The 26,338-nt window shown below is 62.0% G+C and carries 24 protein-coding genes; 8 read left to right on the plus strand and 16 right to left on the minus strand.

What is annotated here, in order from left to right; genetic code table 11:
• Positions 1–446 precede the first annotated feature (446 nt).
• From CXY77_RS01275 to CXY77_RS01285, 3 genes are all read right to left on the minus strand, one after another.
• Positions 447–2,087: a P-loop ATPase, Sll1717 family gene (locus CXY77_RS01275; protein WP_140425436.1), complete on the minus strand. Its 1,641-nt coding sequence runs from the start codon at positions 2,085–2,087 to the stop codon at positions 447–449.
• Between the two features lie 575 nt (positions 2,088–2,662).
• Complete coding sequence (locus CXY77_RS01280) at positions 2,663–3,229, minus strand: hypothetical protein (RefSeq protein ID WP_233197160.1); 567 nt, start codon at positions 3,227–3,229, stop codon at positions 2,663–2,665.
• Positions 3,230–3,236: 7 nt separating this feature from the next.
• Positions 3,237–3,665 carry a single-stranded DNA-binding protein gene (locus tag CXY77_RS01285; RefSeq protein ID WP_104129466.1) on the minus strand — a complete coding sequence of 143 codons (429 nt, stop codon included), beginning with the start codon at positions 3,663–3,665 and terminating at the stop codon, positions 3,237–3,239.
• A gap of 186 nt (positions 3,666–3,851) precedes the next feature.
• Between CXY77_RS01285 and CXY77_RS01290 the strand changes: the two genes are divergently transcribed.
• Positions 3,852–4,586, plus strand: coding sequence for a VOC family protein (locus CXY77_RS01290; protein WP_104129467.1), 735 nt, complete (start codon positions 3,852–3,854; stop codon positions 4,584–4,586).
• 108 nt (positions 4,587–4,694) lie between these two features.
• On the opposite strand, the gene CXY77_RS01295 is transcribed toward CXY77_RS01290, so the two are convergent.
• The 3 genes from CXY77_RS01295 to CXY77_RS01305 all read right to left on the minus strand — a co-directional run bounded on the left by CXY77_RS01295 (position 4,695) and on the right by CXY77_RS01305 (position 8,480).
• Positions 4,695–6,497: a type IV secretory system conjugative DNA transfer family protein gene (locus CXY77_RS01295; RefSeq protein ID WP_104129468.1), complete on the minus strand. Its 1,803-nt coding sequence runs from the start codon at positions 6,495–6,497 to the stop codon at positions 4,695–4,697.
• A gap of 169 nt (positions 6,498–6,666) precedes the next feature.
• Complete coding sequence (locus CXY77_RS01300) at positions 6,667–8,130, minus strand: ATP-binding protein (RefSeq protein ID WP_104129469.1); 1,464 nt, start codon at positions 8,128–8,130, stop codon at positions 6,667–6,669.
• Positions 8,131–8,153: 23 nt separating this feature from the next.
• Positions 8,154–8,480 carry a hypothetical protein gene (locus CXY77_RS01305; protein ID WP_140425437.1) on the minus strand — a complete coding sequence of 109 codons (327 nt, stop codon included), beginning with the start codon at positions 8,478–8,480 and terminating at the stop codon, positions 8,154–8,156.
• Positions 8,481–8,788: 308 nt separating this feature from the next.
• Here CXY77_RS01305 and CXY77_RS01310 point away from each other — a divergent pair, with 308 nt between their 5' ends.
• Positions 8,789–9,094, plus strand: a complete 306-nt coding sequence (locus tag CXY77_RS01310) for a hypothetical protein (RefSeq protein ID WP_104129471.1) — start codon at positions 8,789–8,791, stop codon at positions 9,092–9,094.
• A 55-nt stretch (positions 9,095–9,149) separates the two neighbouring features.
• Here the strand turns inward: CXY77_RS01310 and CXY77_RS01315 are convergent, their stop codons facing one another.
• Genes CXY77_RS01315 through CXY77_RS01325 form a run of 3 tightly spaced genes read right to left on the minus strand, consistent with a single transcriptional unit; the run spans position 9,150 to position 12,256 of the window.
• Positions 9,150–10,613, minus strand: coding sequence for an SCO6880 family protein (locus tag CXY77_RS01315; protein WP_104129472.1), 1,464 nt, complete (start codon positions 10,611–10,613; stop codon positions 9,150–9,152).
• Positions 10,614–10,615: 2 nt separating this feature from the next.
• Complete coding sequence (locus CXY77_RS20025) at positions 10,616–11,962, minus strand: conjugal transfer protein TrbL (protein WP_104129473.1); 1,347 nt, start codon at positions 11,960–11,962, stop codon at positions 10,616–10,618.
• Positions 11,963–11,986: 24 nt separating this feature from the next.
• On the minus strand, positions 11,987–12,256 hold the full coding sequence (locus tag CXY77_RS01325; protein ID WP_104090819.1) for a DUF6112 family protein: 270 nt from the start codon (positions 12,254–12,256) through the stop codon (positions 11,987–11,989).
• 156 nt (positions 12,257–12,412) lie between these two features.
• Between CXY77_RS01325 and CXY77_RS01330 the strand changes: the two genes are divergently transcribed.
• A complete protein-coding gene (locus CXY77_RS01330; RefSeq protein ID WP_104129474.1) occupies positions 12,413–13,993 on the plus strand; it encodes a CdaR family transcriptional regulator in 1,581 nt (526 codons plus the stop codon).
• Positions 13,994–14,005: 12 nt separating this feature from the next.
• Here CXY77_RS01330 and CXY77_RS01335 read toward each other — a convergent pair whose 3' ends face one another.
• The 6 genes from CXY77_RS01335 to CXY77_RS01360 all read right to left on the minus strand — a co-directional run bounded on the left by CXY77_RS01335 (position 14,006) and on the right by CXY77_RS01360 (position 21,430).
• On the minus strand, positions 14,006–14,653 hold the full coding sequence (locus tag CXY77_RS01335; protein ID WP_104129475.1) for a DUF6308 family protein: 648 nt from the start codon (positions 14,651–14,653) through the stop codon (positions 14,006–14,008).
• Positions 14,654–14,683: 30 nt separating this feature from the next.
• On the minus strand, positions 14,684–16,021 hold the full coding sequence (locus CXY77_RS01340) for an FAD-binding oxidoreductase (protein ID WP_158252732.1): 1,338 nt from the start codon (positions 16,019–16,021) through the stop codon (positions 14,684–14,686).
• A gap of 76 nt (positions 16,022–16,097) precedes the next feature.
• A complete protein-coding gene (locus CXY77_RS01345; RefSeq protein ID WP_199181833.1) occupies positions 16,098–16,925 on the minus strand; it encodes a transporter substrate-binding domain-containing protein in 828 nt (275 codons plus the stop codon).
• Complete coding sequence (locus tag CXY77_RS01350) at positions 16,922–18,775, minus strand: hydantoinase B/oxoprolinase family protein (RefSeq protein WP_104129477.1); 1,854 nt, start codon at positions 18,773–18,775, stop codon at positions 16,922–16,924. Before CXY77_RS01350 ends, CXY77_RS01345 begins: the two co-directional genes overlap by 4 nt.
• Positions 18,776–18,778: 3 nt before the next feature.
• Entirely contained in the window at positions 18,779–20,863 is a 2,085-nt protein-coding gene (locus tag CXY77_RS01355; protein ID WP_158252733.1) for a hydantoinase/oxoprolinase family protein, read from the minus strand.
• A gap of 150 nt (positions 20,864–21,013) precedes the next feature.
• Positions 21,014–21,430 carry a thioesterase family protein gene (locus tag CXY77_RS01360; protein WP_104129479.1) on the minus strand — a complete coding sequence of 139 codons (417 nt, stop codon included), beginning with the start codon at positions 21,428–21,430 and terminating at the stop codon, positions 21,014–21,016.
• A gap of 171 nt (positions 21,431–21,601) precedes the next feature.
• Here CXY77_RS01360 and CXY77_RS01365 point away from each other — a divergent pair, with 171 nt between their 5' ends.
• The 5 genes from CXY77_RS01365 (at position 21,602) to CXY77_RS01385 (ending at position 25,782) form a co-directional block, all read left to right on the plus strand.
• Positions 21,602–22,564 (plus strand): phosphotriesterase, encoded by a 963-nt coding sequence (locus tag CXY77_RS01365; RefSeq protein ID WP_104129480.1) that lies wholly within the window; start codon positions 21,602–21,604, stop codon positions 22,562–22,564.
• 72 nt (positions 22,565–22,636) lie between these two features.
• Complete coding sequence (locus CXY77_RS01370; protein WP_104129481.1) at positions 22,637–23,458, plus strand: transporter substrate-binding domain-containing protein; 822 nt, start codon at positions 22,637–22,639, stop codon at positions 23,456–23,458.
• 71 nt (positions 23,459–23,529) lie between these two features.
• The gene (locus CXY77_RS01375; RefSeq protein WP_104129482.1) at positions 23,530–24,180 is read left to right on the plus strand and encodes an amino acid ABC transporter permease; all 651 of its coding nucleotides are present in this window, start codon (positions 23,530–23,532) and stop codon (positions 24,178–24,180) included.
• 3 nt (positions 24,181–24,183) lie between these two features.
• Complete coding sequence (locus CXY77_RS01380; protein ID WP_104129483.1) at positions 24,184–24,948, plus strand: amino acid ABC transporter ATP-binding protein; 765 nt, start codon at positions 24,184–24,186, stop codon at positions 24,946–24,948.
• 57 nt (positions 24,949–25,005) lie between these two features.
• Positions 25,006–25,782 carry an enoyl-CoA hydratase/isomerase family protein gene (locus tag CXY77_RS01385; protein WP_104129484.1) on the plus strand — a complete coding sequence of 259 codons (777 nt, stop codon included), beginning with the start codon at positions 25,006–25,008 and terminating at the stop codon, positions 25,780–25,782.
• A gap of 43 nt (positions 25,783–25,825) precedes the next feature.
• On the opposite strand, the gene CXY77_RS01390 is transcribed toward CXY77_RS01385, so the two are convergent.
• Positions 25,826–26,275, minus strand: a complete 450-nt coding sequence (locus tag CXY77_RS01390) for a GNAT family N-acetyltransferase (RefSeq protein ID WP_104129485.1) — start codon at positions 26,273–26,275, stop codon at positions 25,826–25,828.
• Positions 26,276–26,338 lie beyond the last annotated feature (63 nt).

Here is a 26,338-nt window from a genome sequence, read left to right on the forward strand (position 1 = left end):
CTACCAGTTCATATTTCGACCACACGTACAACACCTCACAAAAATCGAGTGTTGCGACGACCGGTTGAATCCGCCGTTCCCTTTACGGGAATTAAGGTTCGTCGGTGGCTGGAGCGAGGTGTGCACGCGAGTACGAACATTAGTGCAGACGAATTCGAAAAATGACACCGATCAGTTTCGTCTTTTCTGCTCCCGGGGTGTCTCCTAACCAATGGCGGGTACCACGGTTCAGGCATGTGGTTATGCGACGTAGTTATGAGAATCGGCCCGCCACAAGATTCCGGCGATTCTGAGGAAGCTCAGGTCGCGGCGGTGAGACGTCTTATATCGTCAGGGATACAAGACAGCTACTTTGGACGATGGCCCCTGCTCGAACGCACCATCCGTAGCTGGAAAAATTGCTTGAACCCGCACCTAACGACCTCTCCTGCGCACTTCCATAGGAGCTAGTCACTCACTTTGACTTCGAGAGCGGAGTGATACGCCCTAGCAACGAAGTACGACTCCACCAAGTCAATCTGACGTTCGAACTTGAGCGAATTGGGCTCTTCGATGTAAAACGTCGGGTTTCTTCGTCCTTGGGAAGCGACGCCCAAGAAACCGATGCTGTAAAGCATCTTTAGAATCGGCCCGTAGCGCGCAGCCCAAGACTGTTTCGAGTGCCCTGACAGTACGGCCGCCCCCAGCGGCTCCAGCCACCCCTTTCCCGTGAAACCATCCTCCGCGAGTAAAAGGATGCAGTCATCGAGCCGACGCTCGATCTCTTCCCGATTCATCCTTCCGCTTGCATGTCGGAATGTCTCAAATGCGCGATCAATCCCGGGGTAATTGATCTTCCATTCATCCCGCAGAGCAAGCAGCCGATTTTCCGAGTAGACAATCTCGGCCTGCTTGATCGCATCCCATGAGATTTGGCTCTTCCCCTCACTCTGCAGCAGACACTCCCGTACAAAGGAAATGAGATCGCGAGGACGCAGAAGCGTCCGGTCCAATAGATAAGTGAGTGCACTCCCTCGTTTTGCGTTCTGGTTAGGGAGGATTCCACGAAAGGACACCGTGTCCGCTTTTTGATAACGACTCGCAACCCTTGTGCGTTCGTCGATAAGACTTTCCAACTGCTGACGTGTCCAATTCATGGGAAGAACTAAAGAGCGGTACTTCTCTTCCTGCCCACCACTTGCCGACCCAAAATCAAGATGCTCAAAAATGTTGGTGCGAAGTGCCACAAGGACCTTTAGGTTTCTCACCCGTTTGAGGTCATGCACCGTTTTGAAGAGGGCCATGATCAGATCATTAGTGAGAACTGCATCAACCCAGTCCTTATCCAAGTCGTCAATGACGATATATGTGAAGTCTTGTGTAGACCCGAGGACGTCTTCGTCTAGGACATCCATCATCTTGTTCAGTCGCGCTAGTTGCGTCTCATTGATGATGCGCTGATACCGCTGGCCAAGTTCCCGACGATCGGATTCCGACATTTCGACAGATCCGGACGTCGAACCAGCGCCGGACCCAATACCTGGAAGCCCTGCACGCATTTCAGCGTCACCCTCGATCTTCTTCGTAAGCGTCGAGGTGATTTCGCGAACACGTTCGTCTGTCTCTGCCCAAAACTTGCCCTCAAACTCGTCAAGGTATGCGAGAGCCAGCTTCTTTCCCGGGTTCCGCGCGACTTTTTCACGGAGCGTTTGCAGAACCGTCGACTTACTGTCGGCGTTGTCGATTTTGTATCGATGTCGAATTACTTCCACGATGAACACATGTCGCCAGAGCGCCTTCCAGAACGACTGGAGGTCGACGTCAAGAGCTTGAAGCTTCTTCACAACATCGAGATTCGTTATGTAGGGCAGCGACAGGTCCTCAGGGACGATGCGAATGACTTTTTCAGGGTGGTCTTCCATAAGCCTTTTGAGAGCTGCGGATTTTCCTGATCCGGTTCTCCCGACAATGAAACATCTTGTGTCCAGACGGTCCGCAAGCGTTGCGTATTGCCCCGAGGAATAAAACGCTTCGTCGAGTATGGGGTCAGCTTCGGCCTGATCCCCGCCGATATTGAACCCTGATCCCAAACGGACCTTTTTGCTCATTGAGTCCCCACATCCTTGTGGATCAGAGTAGCTCAAGTGAACACGTCTTTCGTCGGCTTTGGATCTTCTGGCGTGTACTAACTGTCGCCTCAACTCAAGAAGCCGTGACTGTGACCGAAATTCGAGCGGATCGGCGCAATATTCTTGAAAATGACGGCCGAAACTTGCGCAGCTAGGCGGTGACGGAACTGCGGTGAGACATCCCATATCCCATGGGTTGGAAGACGGGCGATGTGCAAGCGGCCTTTTCACCAGTCGAGAGCCGCCGAGGCGATTCGGTGGTCGATGATCGAGCCGTCTGCCGTCGAGAACGGCGTGATGCCGGGAGGTATTGACCGCTAATGGCGCGGCGGACACCCGTGGCAACATTTTGGCAACATTTGAACGAAACTACATCGCTTTCAAGGGTGTCCAACTGATCGAAAAGCCGCGTAATAGTGCGGATCTGAAGCCGTTCCCGCAGCCTAATTGGGGCCGCATTAGGTTTCAAATCCCACCGGTACATCAGGAAAGGCGCCGGGCCACGATGGGGGAGCCCACGACGAGTCGTACTGACCCGGATGCCCATAGACGAATCAGGGAAAATCGGGTCCAGCATTGGTACGAGCTCCGGCCTCGCGTCGCCTTGCCACGTCGTCGACGACGAATTCCACGAAGTCCTCGTCGCGATCGCCGATGACGACGTCCTCAACTGCGTCGGCCAGAGGTTCACCTGGCCAAGCCGTCTGTCGCGTTGCCCGGTCCCGCTCAAGCCGCGTGCCCGAGATCGCGACCCAGTCGCGGAGCCGCTGGCGGGCATCCGCGAAGTCGCGATGCCAGCCGAGCGGGGCGGAGCCGTGCTGGTCGGGGTCGTAGGCGCCAAGCCAGTGCAGGTGCAGGGCGGAGAGCTCCCAGACGAGTTCGGCGTGACGATGCCAGAACGGCGGCACAATGGATGCCGGCAGCCCGTAGGTGCGTCGCAGCCAGTTCACCCACCGGTTGAGTTCGATCCATTCGGCCTCGGCGTCGTCGGCGCTGAGCAGATTCCAATTGATTGGATGCGGCGGCTCGGCCGTGAGAGGGCCGTCAAGGTCGTCCAACGAGCTCGCCCTGAACGCGTCATCGTGATCGCCGGAAGCCCACTCGACGAGTGACTCTGACATCGCCCGCTCACCGCCTCGAGCCTGTGTGCGCCGCTTCGTGCTCAACCTCGGTATCCCGCGCGGTCTTCGAAACGTCGCGATGGGTACGGTCGACCTGGTAGTTGGTGCGGGCGAGGTCGTGGCCGATCTTCTTGGCGACGAATTCCTCGCGTTGGGCGGTTTCGCCGTCGTGCTCGACCTGGAAGGTGCGCACATATCCTTCGGCGACAAAGCTGTCGCCCTTGACGAAGCGGGTTAGAGCTCGTTCAGCGGTGGCACGGTAGGCGACGAGGTCGTGGAACGTCGGCTCGAGCACGGTAAAGCTGCCGCTGTATTCGTGACGGAAGTGCGGCTGGCCAACTCGCGCATGGAAGCGAGTGTCGCCGTTCTCGGTGACCGATTCTTGCGGGTCTGATGCGATGAAACCGGATAGCGATTGCTGGGTGTGAAGTGCCATGGGACTTTGCCTCCTGTCATGTGGGCAGACCGTCGTGATCTGCGCTCACTAGGAGGTGCACCAAGCGCGTCATGGCATTCTTGCCGGTACTCGACGGGACCCGGCCGGCGAGGCCCGACTGCCACCTGAAGGTCAACGCGGGCAGTGTCTGGTCTCAAATGTGGCAGGCGAATAGGCTTGGGCGCCATGGCCCTTCGACTGGTTCAGGTGAATTTCAAGGCCCGGGATGATTCGGTGCTCGGCAGGTTTTGGGCGGATGCGCTCGGCTGGGGTGTGTCCAGCGAAGGTCCGGGCGTGACTAATGTTGAACCGCCCGGCATGGTCCTGCCGGATCCGGTCGCAGTCTGCGTCGACGTCGTCACGGTTCCAGACCCCGAGGCGGTGAAGTACCGCGCACACCTCGATCTGGCCACGTCGTCCTTGGCTCATCAAGCGGAACTGGTCGCGCGATTGAAGGCGCTGGGCGCAACATCCGCTGATATTGGGCAGGGCGACGTGCCGTGGGCGGTTCTGGCCGACCCGGAGGGAAATGTGTTCTGTGTGCTCGAGCCGCGGACGATCTATGCGGACACCGGGCCGATCGCCGCGGTGGTGGTCAGTTGTACTGATCCACGGACGATGGCCCGTTTCTGGAACGGGGCGATTGATTGGACCCTGCACGAGGTGACCGACGATTTTGCACGGCTGCGGTCGGCCGCGGGGGTCGGTCCGTATCTGGAGTTCGTGCGCGTTCCCGACGTCACGATGTGGACCCGCGTCCACCTCGACCTGCGTCCGTACCTTCGTGATGACCAGGCGGGTGAGGTGGCCCGGTTGAGATCTCTGGGTGCGATGGATACTGACATTGGGCAGGGCGACGTGCCGTGGGTGGTTCTCACCGACCCCGAGGGCAACGAGTTCTGCGTCCTCACCCCGGGGTAATCCCGTCGAGGGCTTGGTGATGCAAGTAGAGCGGATGTCCGCAGGTCGGTAACGAGACCTCTTTTATATGAGGGCAGTCTAGACGGTATCGGAGTGGGCGGCTGGTCGTCATTCCGGCTCGACCGGCTCGGGTGCGGGCACAGGCCGAGTCGGTGCCCGCATCAATCCTTCGATTTCCTCGCGGTTCGCGCGCAGCTCCTTGGCATCCGACCGGGCAGTCCACATCTGCAGGCTCGCGATGATCGGCGGGGCCGCTCGAAGCATGATCAATCCTGTACCAAACGGCAGGGTGCGGATCGTGTCAGGAGGCATGATCGGCACCCGGCGGATGGACCGCTGCGACGACCGCGAGCCGCGATCACCGATTGTGGTCGAGTCGGTCGATTCGTCGCGGTCGCCGATGAGAGTCGAGAGGTCGTGCAGGTCCCGCGAGTTGGATCCACCGCCGAGCACGATCTTGACGATCGATGAGTCCCAGATGGTGCCGGCAGCGTTGTCGCTCCACTTCGTGCGTGCCTGAGCGAGCGACTGCAGCACGGGCATGGTTGTGATTCCGGTGCCGCCGCCCTCCGCCATCAGCGTGGGAAGCGAGGGGAGTGGCGCTAGGTTGCCGATCTCATCGAGCGCCAGCAGCAGCGGCGGGTCGAGCCGCGCACCGGCGCTTCGGGCGGCGATGCGGCGAGCGGTCTCGACGAGGTCCTCGACGAAAGCCGAGACGAGGGCGGCCGAGTTGTTCGAGCCCGCGCCGGTGGCGAGCAGGTAGAGGGTGCCGTTGCTGCGTAGGAACCCCTCGGGGTCGAACCCCTCGCCCTCTGGCGGAGAGACGGCGTCCAACACGCGTGGGTCAGCCAAGGCGCCCAATGACAGTGCGACCCCTTGCCATATCGAATCCCGGGTGCGCGGGTCGGCCTCGAGCGTGGCCCGGAGGGAGTCGCCCCAGCCTGTGGCCGCGCCCGGCGTGCTCAACAGTATGGAGACTGCATCGTGGGCGGCGGCCGGGTCGAGGGTCCACCGAAAGAGGTCAGCTGGCGAGCAGTGGTCGAGCGCTGCCGCGTGCAGCATTGACTGGAGGGCCGTGCGGGTCTTGGCTTCCCAGAATCCGCCGCCATCAACTCCGCCCGCGGCCAGTCCGGTTCCGGCAGCGAGTCCCGCCGCGCGGATCATCGCGGTGAGCGGGTCTTCACATCCGCGGATTGGCGACCAGCGCAGGCCTACCGGAACGCCCGCGGCAAGTTGCTGCGGATCAAACACCGCCACAGGCCCCAGCCGTTGCCGAGCGCGCAGCGTCGTGGTGAGGTTGTCGGGGCGCGTCGACGTGGTCACGACCGGACCCGGGGCGTCGAGGATGGCGTTGATCACGATGTGCGCCCCCTTGCCAGAGCGCGGCGGCCCGATCACCAGGATCGAGTCCTCGACGCTCGCCCACACCGCAGTGTTGCGCGATCGCCCGATCCGATACCCGACATCGCTCGGGCCGGCCTTGGCGAGCGACGGTCGAAGATGCGCGGCGCGTTTCATAATGGCCGAATGCGACGCGGCGTGAGCAACCTCAGCCCGGGTCGCGATGCCAGCGATGCGGTAGGGGTCGGTCTTTGTTGTGACGCCCCTGAACATGTGCCACGACGCAAACGCCAAGGCGGATGCCAGCCCCACCAACACAATCGTCGTCACCCAGTATGCGACCGGGTTCAGATTCGGTGCCCGCAGCGCTGCGGCCGGGTTTCCTGGGTCGAGAAGCACGGCGAGTCCGGACTCCAGCCCGCCGTTGGGCTGCGCGATTCCACTCACCCAGGCCGCGACAGCTCCCGAGCCGCGAAGAAGCAGGGCTAACACCGCGGCAGCGATCAGGAGTCCAATGCCAAGATTGGTCAGCTCGTCGCCGAGGCCGGTCTGCGGTCGCTGGGTGGTCATCCGCTTGAAGATTCAGACTTGGGCCGGTACGGCTGAACGGGCTCGTGGGGGAGCAAGAGAAGTTTCGTCCGTCGGAAGGACACGGCGCTGGCCTTGGGCCGTCCGGCGAGCATCACTTGCGCTTCTCGTTCCATGACCAGGCCTCCTCAATCGAAGACAAGGTGCGCAGTTATTGCCCAGACGTCATCCGGGCCGTCGTGTCAAAGGCCGCGAGCTCGTCGGGGTGCAGCTGGTGCTGCACGACGAAGCTGCGATCTTTGATGCGCCAAAGGCCCTGACCGGTGCCGAGCGCGGGGAGAAGTCTCTGTTCGGTTCGGCTCAGGCCGAGTGCGCTCGCGGTGGAGCCGAGCTGGTCCGCCTCTTGCCGATAGACGATGCGCGTTTCCGCGTTGGCCAGCAGCGACGACGCGAGTGCCCGCATGGCCGACCCGGAATCGCCGACGTTGTCCAAGTCGCTGAGCTTGTGGAAGATGAGCATGTTCGCGATGCCGAAGTGCCGGGCGAGCCGCCATTGGGCGTCCATTCGGCGCAACAGCGCCGGATACGCCATGAGCCGCCAGGCCTCGTCGTAGATGACCCAGCGCTGGCCGCCGGCCGGATCGGCCAGGGCGGATTCCATCCACGCCGACGAGCAGGTCATCAGCACCGAGATGAGCGTCGAGTTCTCGGCCACCCGAGACAGGTCGAGCGAGACCATCGGCAGCGACGGGTCGAAGCGCACGGTGGAGGGTCCGTCGAACAGTCCGGCGAGGTCGCCTGCCACCAGTCGTCGCAGTGCATGGCCGACGAGGCGTCCATCGGCGGCGAGGCGGCCCTCGTCGTCCTCGGGGTTGGGGGAGAGGATGCGATCAACCACCATGGGCAGAATCGGCACTTCGGAGCTGCGCACGGCATCGGCCAGGGCGAGGTCGATCGCGGTGTGCTCGAGCGGGTTGAGTGGTCGATCGAGCACGGTTTCCGCTAAAGCGCCGATCAGGTCGCGGCGGCGTGCGGCCAGCTGCGCCGACCATTCGGCGTCCGACACGGATGCGGCGCGGTGGCCTTCGTCGAGTGGATTCAGCCGGTTGCGCAGTCCATGGCCGAGGATGATGGCCTTGCCGCCGACGGCCTCGGCGACGGCGGTGTGCTCGCCCTTCGGGTCGCCGGGTACGTAGACGCGGCGGCCGAAGGGGAGCGAGCGGGTGTAGAGCGACTTCGCCAGCGAGGACTTGCCGGAGCCGACGATGCCGGCCAGCACGATGTTCGGCGCGGTGATCAGGCCTCGCTGGTAGAGCACCCACGGGTCGTAGACGAAGGATCCGCCCGAGTAGAGGTCCTGCCCGACGAAGACGCCGGCCGAGCCGAGTCCCGCCTCGGCGAGGAACGGGTAGTGGCCGGACAGCGTTGCCGTGGTGTCTTGGTGCTTGGGAAGTTTTAATCGTCCGGGCGTGCGTAGCTGTGCAGGGCCTCCCTCGCCAGCTTTGGGTAGGTAGGCGCCCGAACGTGCTTCGTCCCGCTCGGCGTGCCAGCGCGTGCGGGCCGCGAGAGCCTTCGCTGTCTGCGCATCCGCTTCGATCTTCGCTGCCTCTCGTCGACGGGCTCGACGGTCGCGGCGCAGCTCGCCACGCGGCTCGACCAGCGCGGCCGTGTGCATCCGCTCGGTTACAAGCGTGTCTTTCACAGCGTGACCGTGCGCTCGGCCAGGCGCGCCGACCGCGGGGCGGCCCAGATGTCGTCTCGACGGGGAGCCAGCCGTGCCGGTTGCATTTCAGATTCAATCGGATGCCACCGCAACAGTGAAACGTACCGGTACGTCCTGCTGTAAGTCAGTGCGTACGGAGAGCCGTCGTGCTCGATGATGTGGTCGGTCCGGCCGGCCGGGATGCTGTCGTAGACGTACCCGTTCTCGAGGGCGGCGTCGGTCGTGGCCTCGCCGAGGTCCCGTGGCTGCAGGTAGTCGAAGGCAGCGGATGCTCCGCTTTGGTCGATTAGTCGGATCACCATGTCGGCCTCAGTTCCTTGCAGGAACACGACACTGATCCATCGGCAATCGCGTACTCTCGGCCTGTCGAGCATATTGACTCCCATCGCTTTACAAGACAGGAGCGCACCGCTCGCACAGTACTGCAAGGAAGGATCACACCAGCCGCGGCTGGCTTGATCGTCGCGTCGCATAGCGCGGTCTTGTCGGGTCTACTGGAACTAGTTGCCGGCGACCTACTTCTGCGAAGATGTTGACAGTTGGGCAGGATTTCACCTGCGCAGCATCCCAAGCAGCCGCGAGGCTGAAACGTCGACTGCGGAGGAACCCGATGACAAAAAAGAGCAGCAGCGCCAACAAGAAGATCTCCATGGATGCTCAAAAGGCTTGGGATGAGGGGAAGTCCTTCTACGCACCGAGTTTTGTCGACTTTGCGGGTACGGGAGTGGAGCAGATATTCGAGTCGGCCGATGAACCCTCGCGGATGGCTCAACGTCATGTTGACTGGGAGTCTGCGCTCGAAGGAATTTCCGCAGTCGGGTGGCAGCTGAACACCTGGTCAGTTCAGCGCACAGTGTCTGAGGGCCAGCTCAAGATTTCGTCCGACAGGGCGTTCGCGCTGTTCGTTCGCAGCTGAGAGTGATCCGCGACCACGATATCTAAAAATGGCTAAGAGGTGAGCCTTCAACGGCTTACACGCTCCGACACAACGGCAACGCCGCCGCCGTAAACGCCTGCGCCTGCTGGCCCACGAGCCGCCGCGTCTCACACGACGCCTGAATCGCGGCCTGCTCGATCGACGCCACCGCAGCATCAAGCTCATCGACCGTTGGAGCGGTCACGCACACTAGCCCGGTCGTGCGTAGCACGCCGTGGCCGGCGGTGAGGTCGGCTTCCTGGTGCAGGAGGTCGTCGTATTCGGCGGTGGCGCCGGCATCCTCTATTTGGCCGATGCGAATGCGTTGGTGGGCGTCGCTGATTAGCTCGGTTTTCTTCTTGCGCAGGTCGCGCGCGGCCCGGTCGGCGCGCACGGGCAGGTAGTGCAGTGACACCGTGCGCAGGATGCCGTTGGTGAAGACCAGCGGCGACAGAAATCCGGGGAACACCTGCGACCTGGGCCATTCGCTGATCCATAGCACCGCGTGAAACGCACTGTCGGTGCGGAGGTGATCCCAGCTCTCGGCGACCGCGACTGGTCCGGCCGTGGCCAGTGACCGCCCGACCAGCGGATGCCGCTCCAGATCGATACCAATGGCCGGGTCATAGGCGGTTCGCAGAATGACTGCGAGCTCGTCGGCGGTGAGCCAGCCGCATACGGTGAGATCCGCCGCGCGCAGCGCCCCGGTCAGGGCCGTCATTTCCTGCCGCAGCACCGTCGCTGCGCCGCGCATGCCGCCGCCTTGCGTGCGTACCTGCCGGGACGCAGCACTGAGGTCGAGGGAGAGCGCGATCGTCGTGGCATGGCGTTCACCGGCAGGCCCGGCCCGGTTGATGAGGTCACGGTAGGTGGTCGCGGCCCAACTGTCGTCGTTGATGCCGTGCCCCTCCCACCACTCGGACAGGCCGGTGCCCGAGTCGGGCAGCGTGCGCTCGGACACCTGCAGGCGCGCGATGCGTCCTGATCGGCAGGCGCCGGCCAGCACGCGCCCCCACGCGACCACGCGCCGATGCTGCTCGTCCGGGTCGAGCAGCGCGAAGGCCGGGTGCGACACCGTCACGACCGCGGTCAGGGTCTTCGCGTGCGGGTCGTGGATCATGACCGCTCCCGATTCAGGATCGTTCCATTCGCGCAGCGCGGCCGCATCGCCTGGCAGCGACAGCGTCCCCACCGGGCGCGGGCGGATGATGCGGCGCCGGTAGGTCAGTTGCTCATGACCCGAACGCCACACCCACCGGGTGACGACCGGCATCCACTCGACGATTTTGCGCCCACCGATCGGGATTCCCGCGATCACCGCTGCGATACCCCAGATCGGGCTCGTCCACGCGACGCCGGTGGCGCCGGCCGTGTAGAGCGCGGTGACGATGGTGAGCGTGCCGATCGACAGGGCGACCAGTTGCGGCACCGACAGGCCCAGCAGGATGCCACGCTTGGTCAGTCGCGAGAACTGCACCGGTGCAAGGCGGTAGTCAGTACGGTTCGTGTCGGTGTCCATGGCTACACGTCCCTAATTTTTCGTCCGGCTGGCAGCTCCTGCGGTGAAGCGGATGCCGGTGGTCGCGTCTGCTTGGATGCCGGCGCGCTCGGGGCGCTGGCGTTGCCGGCGGATTGGGTGTGGGCATCCGCTCTCTGAGCGACGGCGTTGCCGATCTTCGGGCCGGCCTTGGCTGCGGTGCTGACGACCGCCGCTCCGGCGGCAACTCCCGCGGTGGCCACGCCGGCGCCAGCACCCACTGCTGCGCGGCCTGCTCCGGCGCTCGACCCAGCACCAGCGTACGCAGATGTGCCGGCAGCCGACGACGAGGGACCGGGCCCGCCGCTGCTGGACGGTGCCGTTGGTGCAGGGCCAGCTGATGTCGCCCCACCGCTGCCACCCGGGCCCAGAACCTTCTGCGCGCTACTCATCATCGGTGCGCTCGGCACTGGCACCGGGCGGTTCAGCGCTGACTTCGCTTCCTGCTCGCTGGACATGGCGTGGTACATGTCGAGGCCGACGAAGTTGAGGAACTTGTAGGTGATGTAGGGCGCGAAGGCGGCTATGAACATCAGCACGATGCCGGCGATGGGATCGCTGACGGAGGCCAGGTCCGCATCGATCGGGGCCGAGACCTGCGCGACCGCGACCAGAAAAATCACGACGAGCACGAGCTTGGAGAGGATGAGCGCGATAACGAAGGCGACCCATTTGGAGAACCAGCCTTTGGCGGCGTCCCAGGTGGCGCCGGCGAGGGCGATCGGTCCGAAGACGATGGCCACGAGCAGCAGGGCTTTGCGGATGAGCAGGGAGAACCAGACGATGGCCGCGCCGCTGATGGCGAGGCCAGCGAGGAAGATCGTGAGGATGGCGCCGACGCCGGGTGCGCCGGGGCTGATCGCGGTGAGGCCCACGGCGAGCAGCGCGATGCGGTGGCCCATGCCTTCCATGGTGTTGCCGCTGGCCTGCACGACGCCGATGGAGAGTTGGTCGGTGATTTCGAGGAGCAGGCCGGTGATGGTGATGATGACGAAGGATCCAAGAATCGATTTGGCGACGCCGATCGCGGCGCGGGAGAGCGCTGTGGTGTCGCGGTGCACGAGACCGGTGATCAGTTGCAGGCAGAAGAAGATCAGGGTGACGAAGACGGCAAGACCGAAGAGCACGTTGTAGACGTCAATGTAGGTCGGGTCGGTGAGGTCGACGAGGGTGGTCGTGTCGAAGGCCGCCCAGACGGATTCGAAAAGCCAGGCGGCGGTGGAACCCATTGCGCCGGCGAGCCAGCCGAAGGGGGCGGCGACGACAGCGGATGCAACGTCGCCCACGCCGGTGCAGACATCCGCTACGACCGGCACATCGCACACGCTCATCAGCTGCCCCGTTCGGATTCGGGGTCAGACGGACTGGCCGACGTTCCAGAAAAAATTGACGAGGGTGACGGCGGCGCCGCAGATGATCGCTGCGCCACAGGCCACCATCACTCCGGTCTTGCCACGGGAGGCCAGGTGGGGGTTGGATGAATTGGCGCCGAACCCCCAGACAATTGCTGCGACGATGAGGGCGAGCACGCTCAGCACGAGGCCGATGGTCATGACCGCGCCGACGATGACGCGCAGCTGCTCAATGCCGGGAAGGCCCGTGCCGTTCGGGTTGATGTCGATCATCGGTGGCTCCTGTGTCGATTGGTGTGTACGACAGGGAGGAGAGCAGCGCATCCCGTGATCGCGCAGGTGAAATCTTCACGACTTGGAGGAGGTGCGGTGGGCCTAAGCGGCTTGCGCCGTCCCCTGGCTGGAACGTTGACCCTCTATGGTCGAGATATGATCCCCGGCGCTTCCCTCCACACGACCGGCACTGATCTCCGCGCACTGTGGCAAACCCAGCCCGCACTGATTACGACGAGCGTGCTCTGGGCGCCCGCTCACCGATTGAACGCCACCGTTGCCTGGGTCACCGTTTGGTCACCGGACCACATCGATGGCGATCTGGCAGGCCACCTTCTGCTGGCACGACCCGACATGGCTCTCCTGGCGATCGACTACGCGGTTGAGTGCGGTTCCGTCGCAATTGCAGTTCTCGGTGGCGCCGTCGATCTGGACCCAGATGTACTTGCGGCGGCGCGCCTGCGAAACATAGCCATCGCTACGGTCGAAAGTGCTCTGACGCCGACGCGTTTGTCACGCCAATGGAATACGCAACTAGTACAGGCACGTGATCGCCGGGCTGAAGAGGCGCTCGATCTGCATGAGCAATTGGCGAGGGCGCTGCTCGCGAACGCTGGAATCAGCGGTGCGTTGCGCTTGGCGCTGCGACCGCTGCCCGAGGTAGAAGCCGTCGCCTACAGCTATTTCGGCGAGATCGTCGGCTCGCGGCAACCTTCCGCACGCATCGTGACCCAAGTAGAGAGCCTGTTCATTACGGCGAAGCGCCTGCTCCACGACCACGACTGGGCCGAGGAAACACAGCCGGATGGCACGACGATCACCGCCGCTACCGTGCGAGTTTGGCGCAACCCGGAGGTCTTTCTTGCATTTCGCAGCACCCGGGCGGCTACTGACCGGGATCGACTTGCGTTTCGGCATTGCGCGGTCGCCGTGCTTCTTGAACTTGGTCGGCAGCAGACCGTTCGGCGCGCCCGCCGCTCTGCGGTGGAACCCTTCCTGCGCGGCCTCGATGAGGGCAGTCTCAGCCTGTCGGACGCGAGAAACCAACTTCAAAATCTCGGTTTCCAAGCAGTCGAGGGGTATCGGGTGCTCTGCCTGAACGCCCCAGTCGAACTCAGCACAGGGCAGGTATGTTCCCTTGCTGAGGATGCGCTTGAAACATCGGGAACTCCCATTGTTGGTTCGATCGACGAGCACGTTTACTGCCTCATCGAGGAATCCGGAACTGATCAGGCGCAACGACTCCTGGAAGCGTGTGTCGGCCGCGGTTGGACCGGGGTCAGAATCGGCGTTAGCCGGGTGAAGTCTGATGCGATCAACCTCCGTGCAGCTATGCGCGAGGCCAACATCGCTGCATCACAGCAGAGTCTCACCCAGAATGGAATCCAGCGAGTTGAAGACCTTGGCATCCAGTCGATGCTGGCACCCTTGCTGAGCTCTGACGCGACGACATCGTTTCTGGCTGGGCTGCTCGGGCCCCTGATCGAACGGGATATCGCTGACGACACTCGCCTGCTGGAAACTCTGATCGCCTATTTCGATGCTGGTTGTCATCCCGGGCCGACGGCGTTGGCCCTCAGCCTGCACCGACACAGCCTCGGGAACCGGCTCGACCGCATCGAAGGACTGCTTGGGATGGACCCGCGCGACCCTCAATACATGCTGACCTTCTCACTCGCCGTGCAGCTGTGGAAAGAGTTGGGCGAGTCGGGGCAGCGAGTCCTAACAGCCGAGTGAGGCGCCTGTCGGTCAAACGCTCGAGGAATCGACCATTTGTTGGGCAATGATGCAGTGCAGGCGAACGTCACTGAGTCTTGACAACGCACGACTGTATTCGTCGGGATCCGCTCGCAGTCGCACTCGGAGGCGAGTGAGCTCGTCACGGTTGAAAACGAGGTCTCGACGGATGGATTCCCAGAACATCGGTGTTGAACTGTTAAACTCGCGGGCGATCTCGCTCGCCAGGGGCGTGTAGAAGACGAACAAAGCGTCGGTGAACAAGGGGACAAGGTGCGGGCGACGGAGATGCAGAATCGCCAAGGCCAGCGGCGCGCCCAACCCGTACCGATACCGAAAGTGCGTGTACAGCTCGGTTATCTGATCGAGAAGTCCTGGATCAACCGAGGGGTCGGCGTCCCGCAACCGTACATGCTGCGGCACGCCGCCCCAATTCGCGCTTACCGCCGCAATGAGCGCTCGTGAAACCCGATCACCGTCGAGCTCGACGCCAAGGGCAAGGATTCGACCAAAATCGGCGAGTGTTAGTACGTCATTCGGCTGCGGATCCAGCGCAGGCAGAATGCCGGCGAAATCGAAGTAGATAACCGCATCCTGCCGATAAACGTGCAGCAGCAGCCACGCCTCGCTCTCATCGAGCCGGGTTCGGCCAATCCGCATTTCGCCCTCCGCAGGTTTGCTGTTGCAACTCTATGCGGAGACGGCAACCCGACTCCGCCGGGACGTTGGGGCCGGCCCGCGGCTGCCGAAGCGGTTCGCGTCGAAGGGGGCACTCCAACCGGGTAGCTTGTGCCCGCCTATGGCACTTATGGCTAGTTCAGCGGATGCCGGGCCGAGAGTCAGGCCAATCATGTTGTGTCCCGCAGCCACCACCACACGGTCGCTGGATCGAGCAGCGCCGATGAGGGGGAGTCCGTCGGGCGTCATCGGCCGGGGACCGACCCACTCGTCGAAACGGGCGTCCCAATCAATTCCCGTCAGGTAGGGGCTGGCCGCGCGAATGATGCGTTCGATGCGACTCGGGTTGAACTTGTCCATAGTGCCGTCGAACTCGACTGTGCCGCCGATGCGCAGTCGGTTGCCCATAGGCGTGGCGACAGCGTTTGATTCGGGCATGTTAATCACGTGCTTGGGCATCGTCTCGGGAGAGACGCTAAAGCTGTAGCCCTTGCCGGACTGAATGGGTGCACGCACACCCACAGATTTGAGCACCTCCGGGGTCCAGGCGCCTGACGCGATGACGACGGCATCAGCATGGTGATCGCCCTTATCCGTGTGCACAACGACCGAGTCGCGGTACGGAGTGACACCGGTGACTTCCGTATGCTCGATGAATTCGACGCCGACCGCAAGCAGAGCGGCGTGCAAATCGCGCACGAGGACCGACGGGTCAACGAACCATTGGTCGGGCCAGTGGTAGCCGGCGACAACTTTATTCGATACCACCGGAGCTAGTTCGCGAATCTCGTCGCCAGAGATCAACTCGGTCGGCGCGGCGAGACCGAACCGGCGCACGTTCTGTGAGACCGCAAACTCGCGGTGCGCCCGCGCGTTATCGGCGAAGCAGCGCAGATTCCCCGATTTATCCAGTGTGGTCGCGACTCCCAGATCGGGGAGCTGCTCGAACAGTTCGAAGCTGCGCTTTGACAGCGATGACAGGGCTTCAAACCCGTGCTCGTACGCGGCTGGTCGGCAGTTGCGGGCGAATCCCAGCAGCCAGCGGCTGAGGTTCACGCTTGGGGGTAGGTGAATGCGAAGAGCCGCATCGGGAGCCAGCGAGTTCGCAAGTCCGTTCTTGACCATGCCTGGGGCAGGCATCGGATTAGCCATTGACGGGCAAATCTCGCCAGCGTTCCCCTGTGACGCGCCGCTTCCGACCGCGCTGCGTTCGATCACCCGAACCTTGTACCCGGCGCGCTGACCGTACAGTGCCGTGAACAGGCCGATGAGCCCGCCTCCGACAACGGTGATCTCACTGATTCCGGGGCGCTGCGTGGGCAGGGTGCCCGGCCGGTTATCCGCGCTCATGATGTTTTTCCTTTTCTGTCGTGCTCGAGAAGCTGCGGGGTGGGCCGTGCAGCGCGCGGCCCACCGATGAATGCAACTAGCTGATGTCTTCGCCGAACCATTCCATGCTGATCTTTGTGTACGTGCCATCGTCATGGATGGCCGTCAGCGCAGTGTTGATGGCGGCCAGCAGCTCCGGGTTCTCCTTGTTGACAGGGATAGCGGCGATGTCAGGCAGCAGAACGTCGCCGACTGATTCAACCTTCAGATCGGCGCTATTGGCGAGGAATTTCCCGATGAAGCCCTGGGCGATGACGGCATCCACGCGACCAGCATCCAGGTCGCGGAGTGCGTCGACGGTTGCCTGATAGGTCGTGATCTCGCCGACACCGGTCAACGTTCGCGCGTAAGTTTCAAAGGTGGTGCCGAGCGCTACTCCAAGGTTGGAATCGGCGAGGTCGGTGACATCCGCGATCGGTGAGTCTTCGTGCACGAACAGGCTGGCACCGGTCGAGTAGTAGGGATCGGTGAAGTCAACCTCTTTAAGACGTTCTTCGGTGCTCGCCATGGATCCTACGATGGCGTCAAAACGATTGCTCTTCAAACCCGCGATCAACGTCGTGAAAGCGCCGGTGACGGGTGCCGCTTCCAGATCCAGCTTGTCGGCGATCGCATTACAGATGTCGACGTCAAAACCAACAAGGGTATTGGTGTCGTCATAGAAGTTGAACGGCCGGTACTCGCCGCTCATGGCGCAGATGAACTTGCCCTTCTCCACGGTGGTGACAGCAGTTGCGGCCGCCGTGTCGGTCGGTTCGGCCTTGTCAACAGCGGCAGAACAGGCGGTGGCGCCTAGGAGCAATCCTGCCGCGAGCGTGGTCGCCGCAATGCGGCGTAGTGCGGTGAGCGAGTGTTGAGTCTTCATAGGATTGTCCTTCTTTCATTGTTGGCTGCTGCGATTGATGAGGGAAATATGGGGGGAGCGGATGCGACGGCGCGGCTGGAACGCAGCGCCGCGGTTTTCGGGATATCGACCAGACCATCAAGGGTCAGGACGACGCCGTAGTCGGCTTCGGCCTGCGCGGCGTCGATATAGCCGAGCTGGCAATCGCGCGCGACCCGAGCGGAATCGCGCTCCAAAGGGTCGCCGTATCCGCCGCCGCCAGGGGCGTAGAACGTGACGGTGTCGCCGAATTCAAGGTCGAGGGTTGGTCCAGCTTGATTGGCCAGAATATGTGCCGCAGGCGTGCCTTCGTTGATAATCCAGCGGCTCACCCCGCCGCTGCCCCCACCGAATAACCCGTGGGGTGGGATAACCGAGCGCTGAGACGTGTGCGAGAACTTCACCTCGTTTCCGAGGGCTCGCCAAGATAGAATCACGCCCAGACCACCGCGATACTTGCCCGGGCCTGCGGAGCCGGGGCGCAGTTCTTTGCGCAGGTAGCGGACGGGGCCCTCGACCTCCGAACTTTCAATCGATGTGCTCGCGACGTTGGTTATCCAGCCGGGCATTCCGGTCAGGCCGTCTTTGGTGGCGCGAGCGCCAAGCCCGCCGACGCTCGGTCCGGCACCGTTGCCCCAGCCTCGGCGCCCGGAAACGTCGCCTCCATCGGGATGGCTGTCGCGATTGATGGCCGACGCAACGCAGTAGACCATTCCGCACGAGTTGGCCACAACGGCGGTCGGGACAGCTGGCGCGAGCGCTTCGAAGACGAGGTCCACGATCTGGTGTGTCACGGCCATACGCTGGTACACAGCGGCTGGGAACCGCGGATTCACCAGTGTGCCCTCTGGTGCGACGATGTGGACGGGGTTTGACGAGCCTTCGTTCTTGGGAATGTCGGTGGGGAGGAGCGACAACAACCCGAAGAGGCTGGCCGATATCGTTGCCGACATGGGGCAATTGATCGGTCCGGCAACGGATGGATCGGTGCCGGTGAAGTCAAAGGTGATCTCGTCGTCGTCGACGATCACCGTCAGCGCAAGCTTGACCGGGCCGCACATGCTCCCGTCTTCGAGCAGGGTCGTCTCGGCAGAATATCGTCCGTCGGCGATTTGGGAGATATAACTGCGGGTGCGTCGCTCTGCGTAGTCGATCTGACTGTCGATGGCTTCATCGATCGCGGAGAGACCGTACTTCTCAACCAGGGCGAGAAAGCCGTTCGAGCCGACCTTCGCCCCTGCCACCTGCCCGAGGATGTCCCCACGCTGTTCATACGGAGAATTCGTGTTGGCCAGAATCATTTTGAAGAGCTGTTCATCCAGAACGCCTTCATTGAAGAGTTTGATCGGCGGAATGCGGAGGCCCTCCTCGAAGATGGTCGTGTGCCAGCCTTCAGGATCGTTTCCGCCGGAACCAGCCAGGTGGGCGAAAATCGTCGAGAATCCGATCAAGCGGTCGCCGAGGAATATCGGGTGGTAAACGATGAAGTCCGAGGTGTGGTGCGCTCCGACGCTGCCGCCGACGTAGGGGTCGTTGGTCAGGATGATGTCGCCAGGCTTCATGTCGCTCGCCGGGATGTGCTCCTGGAGCATTGCTCGCAGGCACGGGCCAAGAGCGTTGAGATGAACGGGGATGTTCGCGCCTTCAGCAACGAGCCGGCCTGAGACGTCGAAGATGGACGAGGAGCAGTCCTTACCTTCCTTGAGAAGTAGCGAGTAGCTGGTGCGCTCCATCGTGTCGGTCATCTGTTCGGCGAGAGATTCCAAAGCACTACGGATGACCTCAACCGTGATGACGTCAAGTGTGCTCGTCGGAACGAGAGATGTGGGCATGGGTCAGACACTCCTTGAGGAAGTAGACGAGGCGAGGGCCGGTGCGAGATCGTAGATCACGAGACTGCCGTCGTCGGCGGGCTCCAGAAGGTGGCCGGGCGGCACGACAATGGTGCTTCCGGACTCTTCGATGATCGCCGGACCCGTGATTGAATCGCCCTGCCGGATGGCGGCGCGAGCGAAGACGGGTACGTCAAGCCAAGTGCTGAAGAAAGCGCGACGAGTCGTGGTGGGCATCGGCGCGACGCCGTCCTCTGCACGGGCGAGCGCAATAGGACGGGGGCTGTAGGTCTTTCCGATTCCGGTGACGCGGAGGTTCACGAGCTCGATCGGATCGGATTGGGACGCGTGTCCATATCGGCCTTCATGTTGGCGATGGAATTCGCGCTCCAGGCCGTCGAGAGTGGTGGTTGTGATTGGTCCGGGTGGGCACGGCACAATCAGTTCGAAAGTTTGGCCGAGGTAGCGCAGTTCGACGAATCGACGGATTTCGCGGGAATCCTCCTGGACATTGTCCTCTTCCAGCTGGAGCGCGCAGTCCGATTCGAGCTTTCCGAATGCGGTGTTCAGTGCCTCTACGTCGCTTCCAGCCAAGAGGGAGAGGAATGAGGCAAGAACGTCGTGGCGCTGCTCCGTGAGCAGGAGTCCAAGGGCGGAACTGTTGCCGGGATTTTGAGGAATCACGAGCCGGGGGGTGCCCAATTCGTGAGCCAGCGCGGCGGCGATGAGTCCGCCAGCGCCGCCGAAAGCGATGAGTGCCATGTCGCGGGGATCGTGGCCGCGCGCGATGGTGAGTCTGCGGATGGCTCGCAGTGATGCGGCAGCCGCGAGGGCCATGATTCCGCTTGCAACGGCAGGCATCGACATACCCAGCGGCTCGGCGACGGTTTCTATGGCGCGCACTGCGGCATCGCGATCAAGGGTGCGACGGCCGCCAAGGAACGCGTTGCTGCCCAGATAGCCAAGCGCGAGCGCGGCGTCAGTGACTGTGGGACGAACGCCGCCCTCACTATAGGCAGCGGGGCCGGGATGCGCGCCAGCGCTTTCCGGGCCTACCCGCAAGGCGCCGCCATCATCGACCCAGGCGATCGAGCCGCCGCCAGCGCCGATCGGGTCGACTTCAATGGCGGGTTGCTGTACTGGATGACCCTGCATGGCATCGCTGGGCACCTCGATGGGCGCACCGTCCAATACGAGGGCTACGTCCGTGCTGGTTCCGCCCATGTCGAGCGTTATCACCGCGGGCAGGTCTAGGTTGCGCGCGATCGCGGCGCCTGCGATGACGCCGGCGACTGGACCGGAATTCGTCACTCGGATCGGTTGGCGCCGTGCGGCGTCGAAGGACATCGTGCCGCCGTTGCCCTGCATGGTGAGTAGGACGGCATCAATGCCCATATTCCGCAACCGCTCCTCCAGATGTGCGAAATGCTCAGTGAGGCGGGGTTTGACGAATGCATCGACGGCGGCGGTGCTGGCTCGCTCATATTCGCCGATGGTGGGGCTTAGGTCTGACGACACTGAGATGTAGGCCGCCGGCAGGTGCTCGCGGACCAGGGCGGCGATTCGTTGCTCATGCTGATCGTTTTTATACGAGTGCAAGAGGCAGATGGCAACTGATTCGACGCCACTGTTCGCGAACGCAGTAATCGCTTGGCGCACATCCGCTTCATTCAACGGCTCGACGATTTGTCCGCGAAAGTCAATACGCTCGCGCACGCCGAGCCGCAGCTCGCGGGGAATGAGCGAAATGGGCTGTTCCCACTGAATGTTGTAGATGCTTCCGGCCCGGTGTGACCGAGCGAGTTCGAGCACGTCGGTGAAGCCAGCCGTGGTGATCAGTCCACTGACTGTTCCATCACCCTGAATAATGCGATTGACCATCACCGTGGTGCCGTACACCACTGTCGACACCTGGGCCGGGCTGACTCCGGCCGTTGCAAGAACGCGCTCGATGCCATTAAGGACGCCGATAACGGGGTCGCTCGGCGTCGAAGACACTTTGTCCACCCAGACGGCACCGGTTTCCTCGTCGAGCAGCACGAGGTCGGTGTGTGTGCCGCCCGTGTCGATGCCCACTCTGAAAGTCACAATTGAATCCTTTGCTCGGGCTGGAATTCCGCGGCGTTGGCCGCTGAAAGCCATCCCACCAGCGGGCACATAGTCTTGTCACCTTCCGAACGGCAGGTTCGCGACGGCGCTGCCTGGACAAATGTCTAGTGTGGCAAATTGATGATCGCGCTATCCCTTTAGGGATTCCAGCCAACGACGCTCCGGAACAGTGAACGGGCGCGACCGCCCAGATCCCTCGTTGATGGCGACCATAACCACGTTTCCAGCGGCGTAAACGCGAGCGACCGAATCCGCTGGTGCGTCGTAGATGCGACATCTCAGAGTGAATGAGGAGGTTCCGACTCGCGAGACGCTGAGGCCAACCAGCACCGGTTCGTGTCTATAAGTCAACGGCATGGAGTAGTCGAGGCCTTGGCCCGCGACAACAATTCCACTGGTGAGCAGGGACGCGCCATCGCCCGTGGTCGGAAACCAGCGCGCCCGCGCTTCTTCGAGGAGTCGAAAGAATTCGACGTTGTTCAAGTGCCTGTTGGCGTCCATGTCCGCCCACCTCAGTGCGACTTCGATGTTCTGTTCCGTTGGCATGGCCGATTCCGTTCTCTGAGATCTTCTATGTGACGTTCCTGTTTCGTTTGCACCGGAAGCTTGCTTCGCAGCAGGTGCCGCCTATATTGTAAAACACATGATCGATCGATCGATCGATCAATTCGTCAGGGAAGCTCAGCTCGCTGGCAATCTCAAGGGGCGGGAAAGAACATGGCAATACAGACTGTCCTTGGTCCGGTCGCCGCGTCCGATCTTGGTATTACGCTGCCGCACGAGCACCTTTTCATCAATCTCCTTCGGGAGCGTCGCGGAGACGGCCTGACCCACGATGAGAACCTCCTACGCGACGAGTTGGCGGTTTTCCGCGCGCAGGGCGGCGCCACGGTTGTAGAACTGTCCTCTCATGACCTCACTGTGGGCGCATCCGTGGCGGCGACAAGAGACATAAGGCGGTCGACGCGTCCGAGAGAGAATGTCGAGGCCATCGCTCGACTCTCAAAGGCCACCGGATTGAACATCGTGCTCAGCACGGGGCACTATCGGGATCCATTCCTGAACCATGAATTTTTCGACATTCATTCCGTGGACGAAATTGCTGAAGGAATGGTTGGCGACCTTACTGAGGGTTTTCCCGGGACGGATGCCCGTGCGGGTGTGATCGGCGAGATCGGCTCAGATAAATGGTTCATTTCGGCGCGCGAAGAACGTTCCTTTCGGGCCGCTGCGCGCGCCTCGCGCCTCACTAACGCGGGGCTCTACACCCATGCCGCGCGCTGGCCGGTCGGTCTTGCACAACTGGATCTGCTCGCCGAAGAATCCATGCAGCCCGACCGGGTTGCCGTTGGTCACGTGGATACGGTGCCGGACCCTGACTACGCGATCGCAGTTGCGAAACGTGGCGTATTCGTCGGGGTCGACACGATGTTCGAGTCGACCGAACATGCTGTTCGGCACCGTGTGGAGCTTGTCCTTCGGCTAGTGGACGCAGGTTTCGCCGACCAGATTCTCCTCTCCCAAGACGTGTGTGTACCGTCTCAGCTTCAAGCGAGCGGGGGTCCTGGATTCGGGCTCGTTCACGGCCTTTTCAAAAGTACGGCTCTTAGCTCGGGTCTGGACGAAGGACTCTTCAACCGGATAGCCACTGACAACCCGGCGCGCTTTCTAGCCGGATAGGCGTCCGCTAACTCACTAACCCGCAAACTCCAACGCCCAACAGAATCGCACCAGAGGAAAGAAGGATATTCGATGAATCACATCCGCACCCCACGCGCAATGCCCGGTCGCATTGCGGCAGCAGCGCTCATTGCTGTGTCGTTACTCGGTATCACCGCATGCTCAGCTGAAGTTGAAACAGACCCGTCCGCGTCGGCATCAACCGTGACGACAGTAGAGTCGGGCAAACTGACCTGTGCAATGAGCGGTGAATACCGGCCCTTCAATTTCTATGATGAGACGAACACACTCGTTGGCTTCGACGTTGACATTTGTTCTGCCGTCGCTGAGGAGTTGGGACTCGAGGCGGCCCCGACAACTGGTGCGTTCAACACATTGATTGCAGGTCTCACCAGCAGCCGATACGACGCGATTATCGGATCTATGGCTGTCACGGATGAGCGCAAGACTCAGGTGGACTTCAGCGATTCTTACTATTCAACGGGTGCTGAACTTTTCGTCGGCAAAGACTCGTCTATTCAGGACGTGACCGACCTGCAGAGCGCGACTGTGGGCGTTGCTCTGGGGACCACGTTTGAGGAATACGCTCACACCCTTGAAGGGGTGAGCGACGTTACGACCTATCAGGCCGACATCGATGCTCTTCGCGATCTCGCGGCAGGTCGCGTTGATGCGGTGATCACACAGGGATTTATGGGCCGTTACTTGGCAAAGAACGCGGACCTCGAAGTTGTTGCCGTAGGTGACGTTCTGTACCCCGATATCGCAGCCATTCCCGTGAATAAGGACACCCCGGAGCTGTTGGCTGCGATCAACGAAGCACTCGCCACGATGCACGAAGACGGTACCTATGCCGCCATCAGTATTGATTGGTTCGGCGAAGACATCAGCTAGTCACTGGGTGGGCGGCCTGGTTCGCTGCCGGCCGCCCACCTGAATCGTCGCTCAACCACCGGGAGTATTACATGGAATTTCTGAATGCCCTAATAACTAGCTGGCCCACCTTGATTAAAGGATTAACGGTCACGCTCAGCCTCACAGCACTCACGCTCGTGTTCTCGGTCATCCTGGGCGCGATCATCGTCACCCTCAAAATGAGCAAAATACGCGCCCTGTCTGCGTTCGCCACGGCTTACCTCGCCATTGTGCGTGGCGTGCCGCTCATTGCACTGTTGTTTGTCATCTATTTCGGCATCGTATCGATCGTCAAGGTCGACGCCTTTGCTGCGGCCGCCATTGGTTTGAGCGTGCACAGTTCTGCCTATGTCGCCGAGATCTTTCGATCGGGAATCAACTCGGTTCACAACGGCCAGATTGAAGCATCGCGATCTCTCGGTATGAGTCGCGTAGCCACGATGAGTAAAGTCGTGGCACCCCAGGCCCTGCGAGTTGTCGTGCCAGCGCTCGTCAACCAAGCCATCATTTCTCTGAAAGACAGCGCGGTAGCGTCCTTCATCACTGTCGATGAACTCTTCATGAGCGCTCAACGGCTTTCCGCGGCAACCTTCCAGCCCCTCACCTATTACGCAATCGTCAGCCTGTATTACCTGGCAATTGTCGGGGCGATGACCTATTTCTCCGGTCGCGTCGAGCGCTACTTCGAAAAGCGAGGCTAAACCATGATCAATACCGCATCCCTCACGACCACACCGCGCGTCACCATCACCGGGGCGGTGAAGAAATTCGGAGACACCGTTGTGCTCAACGGCATCGATCTGCAGGTTCGCTCCGGCGAAGTCGCTGTACTGATCGGCCCTTCCGGGGCTGGCAAGAGCACGCTGCTGCGATGCATAAACGGGCTCGAGCGCCTCACTGCCGGGACCGTTGACATTGACGGTGTGCGCCTTGAGTATCGAGAAAGCGCCCTGAACCACATGCGCGAACACGTCGGCATGGTGTTTCAGTCCTTCAATCTCTTCCCTCACCTGACAGCCCTCGAAAACATCACGATGGCCCAAACTCGAGTCTCCAAGCGCTCCAAAGCGGATGCCCGCGATCGCGGAATGGCTTTGCTCGCGCGAGTGGGGCTGGCCGAAAAAGCCGACAGCTATCCGAGCGCGCTTTCGGGTGGTCAGCAGCAGCGCGTGGCCATCGCTCGAGCGCTGGCCATGACACCCAAGCTGATGCTGTTCGACGAGCCCACGTCTGCGCTCGACCCTGAGCTGGTTGGTGAAGTACTCCAGGTTATGCGGGAGCTCGCCGATGAGGGAATGACTATGGTCGTCGTCACTCACGAGATGCGCTTTGCCCGTCAGGTGGCCGATCACGTGGTGCTCCTCGCCGACGGAGGCATCGTCGAAGAGGGACCCCCCGAGAAAGTGCTCGACGCTCCCGAATCCGAGCGTGCACGGAGCTTCCTGAGCCAAATTCGAGCCGATGACTAAACGGCGGCGCCCCCGCACTTTCGCCCATACCCGCACGACCGACAAGGAGAACAACCAGTGACCGGCACGACCTCTCAACCCGAGTTCGTCACCCTGACCCTGGAGAACGGCGTAGCCGTCCTCCAGCTCAACCGCCCCGATCGTTTGAACGCGGCATCGCCCGAGCTCGTGGCAGACTTCAAGGCTGCGCTCGACCGTGCCGTTTCCGACAAGGCTGTCGTCGTGATCGTCACCGGAGAAGGCCGAGCCTTCTGCGCCGGTCACGATCTAAAGTCGAGCACGTTGCAACCGGAATCCCCTGAGGCTCTCAAACATCTGCACAACGTTCAGGACATCACCCGGCTTCTTCGCAGCGCCTCGATAATCTCGATTGCCGCCGTCCACGGGTACGCTCTCGGAGCTGGCATCGAGTTCGCCTTGAGCTGCGACCTGGTCGTTGCCGAGGAGGGCACTACGTTCGGGTTCCCCGAAGTGTCCGTGGGATTGTCGGTAACCGGTGGCATCTCCTATCTCCTTCCGCAGGCGATCGGACTGCCGCGGGCCAAGGAGCTGATTCTTCTCGGCGAGAATTTCGGAGCGGAGAAAGCATTTGAACTCGGTCTCGTGAACCGCGTGACGGCAGCGGGGGAGCGACTCGTCGTGGCACGTGAACTGGCCGGCAAGATACTGAGCCAGCCGCATCACGCGCTGGCGCTCGCTAAGGAGTCATTCGAAGTTGCCGTGCGCAGCCAGGTCGAGTCGGCCATGGCCGTGGAGATTTCTAACGCACTACTCACCGGAGACTCGGCGGACGCCGACGTGGCAAAGGCAGAATTCGCCGCCAAGGGCCAGTAGTCCGGGGTTGGAGCCGGGCGAGCGTAGTCGCCCGGCTCTGGTGTCAGCTTGCGGGCAGCCACCGGTAGGCGGTCCACCCGGATTGCGCGACGGCCCCCAACTTGCGGTAGAAGCGCTCGGCGCCCTCGTTGCCTGCTGAGACGTCCCACTCGATCCGTCCAGCGGTGCGGGTGCGCAGATCGTTCATCAATTCCAGACCGAGGCCAGCATTTCGATAGCTGTCGTCCACAAAGAGGTCCTCGAGCCAGATGCCGCCGGCCAAGGACCATGACGAGAAAGTCGGATACCACATTGCCAAACCCGCGATGGTTTCGGGTGCATTTGGCAGTGACACGACGGTCACGAATACAGTCGGCGTAGCCCCGATCAGGGCCTGCTCGAGTCCATCGTCTGCACTGGCTACGGCGCCCACGCCACTCTCCGTCTTGGCATGAGTGCGCAGCATCGATCGGATGGTGTCGAGATCAGCGGGGGTGGCGAGTCGAACAGACATTTTTCCTCTTTTGGCCGGGGGTGCTTGGTGGGAGTTCAATTGCACCGTAGCATGGAGGGGTTA

The organism is Cryobacterium sp. N21 (genome assembly GCF_002929575.1).
GTDB classification, from domain to species: Bacteria; Actinomycetota; Actinomycetes; order Actinomycetales; family Microbacteriaceae; genus Cryobacterium; species Cryobacterium flavum.